General features: G+C 64.7%; 4 protein-coding genes. All 4 read right to left on the bottom strand.

Annotation, left to right across the window (positions count from 1 at the left end):
- Nucleotides 1–446 (bottom strand): hypothetical protein (locus tag Q7T64_RS05385; protein WP_304792418.1); only part of this gene is annotated, 446 nt, incomplete at its 3' end.
- Nucleotides 447–493: 47 nt separating this feature from the next.
- The gene (locus Q7T64_RS05380; protein WP_304792414.1) at nucleotides 494–1603 is read right to left on the bottom strand and encodes a hypothetical protein; all 1110 of its coding nucleotides are present in this window, start codon (nucleotides 1601–1603) and stop codon (nucleotides 494–496) included.
- A 16-nt stretch (nucleotides 1604–1619) separates the two neighbouring features.
- Nucleotides 1620–3050 (bottom strand): HlyD family type I secretion periplasmic adaptor subunit, encoded by a 1431-nt coding sequence (locus tag Q7T64_RS05375; RefSeq protein ID WP_304792411.1) that lies wholly within the window; start codon nucleotides 3048–3050, stop codon nucleotides 1620–1622.
- Nucleotides 3047–3726: ATP-binding cassette domain-containing protein (locus Q7T64_RS05370; RefSeq protein ID WP_304792407.1), on the bottom strand; the 680-nt coding region annotated here is incomplete at its 5' end. The genes Q7T64_RS05375 and Q7T64_RS05370, both read right to left, overlap by 4 nt.

The raw sequence follows: 3726 nt of genomic DNA, 5'->3' as shown, positions 1-3726 counted from the left end.
TCACCATCAGCATCTTCGATGTGATACGTAATGCTGTCTTGCGCGGGTTCTCGGCGCACCTGCGAAAATCCGCTGTAGTGCCGGTCATGCCAGGCCCTGCCCTGGGCATCGGCATCGGCGTCGCTCGGGTCACGGCGCCGGCCATCATCAATTTCGGATCCACCATCAATCACATCCACGGCAAGGCAGCGTGCATCCAGTTCCAGGCGTTGCACAGCCTGGCAGACTGACAGGTGCGCCGTCATCCCGCGAGCGCCCAGCGCGACGAAGCTTGCCGGCTGCAGTGACTCGGCCAGCCAGAATGCAAACGGCGCATGCTGCTGGAACGGCGAGGGCAGCAGGCACGATGGCCCCCAGAACATCGCGCGCGACGGCAGTGGCGCCCGCGCCCGGCTGCATGATCCGGCGGCGGCCGGTACGGCAATGGAGAGATCAGCGCTCAGCATCTTCGGTGACTCCGGCTATTCGTTCCAGGGTGCCTGGCATGCGGTTTTCAGGCAGGGGCCGGCGCTTGCCGGCGGGCGGGGCGGGATCCGCCGAGCACCACCTCGGCCGGTGTCAGCGCTCGCATGAACTTGCGCGACCAGCCGTTGCCGTACAGCTTGTCGAGATAGAGGTTGCGGTAGTTGATCCAGCAGCTAGCCATCCACATCGAGCCCGAGCTCAAGGCAAAGGACTTCATCTCGCCCAGCAGTTTCACGTGTGCGTTGAGGCCAGCGCCATTGACTGCAATCTTGCGGGCCCGCAAATCGCGTCCTTCGGTGCGCAGGAATACCGCAAACAGCCGTTCGACCAGGAACGGAATGTAACTGGCGTTGCCATGCGCGCTGCCAGGATCGGCGTTCGGCGAATACAGGATGGCGCGCGCGGTGGGCGAGAGCTTGCGGTCGGCTGCCAGCAATACCCGGCTGACAAAGCCGACATAGCGTTTCCAGAACGCCGGTGTTGCAACAATGTAGTTGCAAGAAGCGAATTCCTCCGCTGGCTGGATTTCAACCAGCAGGCTGGCCGGCAAGCCTGCCACGTCAAACACTTCGCGGCACAGCGCCAGGAAATTCGGGTGCGCGGTCTCTCCCTGCAGCCACATGTTGTGGTACAGCGCTTCCATGTCCGCGTGCGGGTTGCAATAGTAGGCGTCGTACCCCGGCTGGCCTGCAATCCGGCCGAGGAACTCCTGGCCGGACAGCCCGGTTTTCTGGCCGAATTTCCATGACAGTGCCCCCCATAACGCAATCTGCTGCAGGTCGGCGCGCTGCGACAACTCAACGAACACCCGGAACTCCAGCAAGGCGCTGCTTTCAGCACTGTTGTCATAGGGCTCGAATGCCGGGTCGAGACCGTATCGCTGGTCATGCCGGTACCAGATCTGGAATACCCGCGGTGTGTCCGGGCCGGGTGCGCTGCGGGCCTGGCTGTGGCGCGGGCTGCGCGAGCGCCGACTGGCGGCTGCCGGGGCTGGCAGGACGCTTGCCGCCGCGCAGGCCGGTCGTGCAGCAAGCGGCGTTTCGGGCGCAGTGATCGTCCCTGGCGGGTTGGCAGGGTGGGGCGCAGGCCTGGCCGTGCGCTTCCTGGCCGCCGGCTTGTGTTCGATGATCACAGTCATTGATTCCTCGCCTTGTTCAATGTTCTTTGAATGACATCGCGAATCGGTCGGTCAGTGGCTTGACCAGGTAGCTCATGAAGCTGCGCTCGCCAGTCTTGATCACCACGTCGACCGGCATCCCGGCCTGCACCTTCAGCGCGCCCAGCATGCGCAGGCCATCCTGCGTCGTTTTGATCTGTGCCAGGTAGTACTCATTGGGCTGCTCCCTGGTGGTGCCCGGCAGGCGGTCCGCGCCGACCAGCCGCACTTCGCCTGGAATGACCGGGGTGGTGTTCAGGTTGAATGCGGTGAAGCGCATGTCAGCCGGCAGGCCCACCCTGACTTTGTCGATCATTGCGGGTGGCACCTGCGCTTCGATGATCAGTTCCTGGTCGTCGGGGACCACTTCCATCAGGACTGTGCCGGCCTGGATCACGCCGCCCACGGTATTGGTCTTCAGCGCCACCACAGTACCGCTGACCGGGGCGCGCACATCGGTCAGGCTCATGTCGAATTTCAGCGACTCCACCTTCGCCCGCACCGCACCGCGCAGCTTCTTCGTTTCCGCCAGCTGCACTTCCAGGTCGCGGCGATAGACAGCAAGCGTCTGCAGCAGCTGCAAGCGGGTGGCGGCAATGCCGGAGCGCGCCTTGCCGAGTTCCGAGCTGGCGTTGGCGACGCTTGCCTGCAGGTCGCTGTGCGCGCGTTCCAGTTCGCTGACCCGTACCATCGGCACGAAGCCCTCCACTGCGAGCTGCTTGTTGCTGACTGCTTCCTGCGACATCAGGCTGGACTGCTTGCTGCGGGCGGCAATCACCTTTTCCAGTTCGCTCGCCTGTCCCGACAAGCCGGCGATCTGCTCGTTGAGTATGCGCAACTGGCCCTGTATCTCGTTACGTCGTGACATGAACAGCCGCGCCTGTTGCAAGCGCGCTTCCTGCGCGCGCGGGTCGTTTGCAAACGAGTCCAGCTCCGGCATCCACACGATCGCCCTGCTGTCGTTGCGCTCGGCCATCAGGCGGCTTTCAGCCGCCAGGCTGTTGATGTAGTCGAGTTCGTTGCTGTTGAGCGCAGCGTCGATCGCCAATTGGTTCAGCCTCAGCAGCACGTCGCCCTTGCGCACTACCGACCCCTCGCGCACGGCGATCGACTCGACCACGCCGCCACTCGGGTGCTGCACTGCCTTGCGGTTGCCCATGACCACGACCGTGCCGGTGACATTGGCGCCGGAATCGATCGGCGCCAGCACGGCCCAGATGGCGAAGCCGATGAACGACACCACTACCATCCGGGCCGCCTTGCTGCGCGTGCGGGACTCCTCGATCCGGATCGGTTGTATGTCATCCACCTTCAGGCGATCAGGGTCGTACGGATTGAGTTGCTGCAGCAGGCGTCCAATGCCTTTGGCCGGACCGGCTTGCGCCGCCGCGCGGCGCACCGCTTCCACTTCATGGCCCGGGTGTTTCATGCTGCCTCTCCTGCGGCCTGGTTGCCGGCTGGCGCTGCCGCCGGCCTTGCCTCGCGCAGCTTGCGAGCCGCCGTCAGCATGTCGGATACGTTGCCAAAGCCGACCTGCTTGCCCCCCGCCAGCACCAGCAGGTGGTCGGCGGCGTGGATCAGTTCCGGACGATGGGTGGTGAACACGACAGTGGCCCGGGCCGCTTTCAGTGTGCGGATCGCCTGCACCAGGCAGCGTTCGCCGGCCTCGTCAAGGCTGGCATTGGGTTCGTCCATCACCACATAGCAAGGATCGCCATACAGCGCGCGTGCCAGCGCCAGTCGTTGCCGCTGTCCGCCGGTCAGGATGTGGCCGTTCTCGCCGAGCATGGTGTCATAGGCCTGCGGCAGCGTCAGGACGATTTCATGGATGCCGGCCCGGATCGCCGCCTTCACCACCATCTCCGGATCGGGCTGGCCGAGGCGGGCGATGTTTTCCGCAACCGACCCTTCAAAGAAGTCAATGTCCTGGGGCACATAGCCGATGTACTTGCCAAGGCCGTTGCGCGCCCAGTCGGCCAGGTCGGCGCTGTCCAGCCGTACCGAGCCCTGCGCCGGGCGCCAGATGCCCACCAGGCTCTTGACCAGCGAAGACTTGCCCGATGCGCTGGGGCCGACGATGGCCAGCACATGGCCCGGCTCGATGC

It is taken from the genome of Lacisediminimonas sp., assembly GCF_030645335.1.
GTDB lineage: Bacteria > Pseudomonadota > Gammaproteobacteria > Burkholderiales > Burkholderiaceae_D > Lacisediminimonas.
Note: the sequence above shows the minus strand (reverse complement) of the source record. Positions and strands in the feature narration are given on the sequence as shown.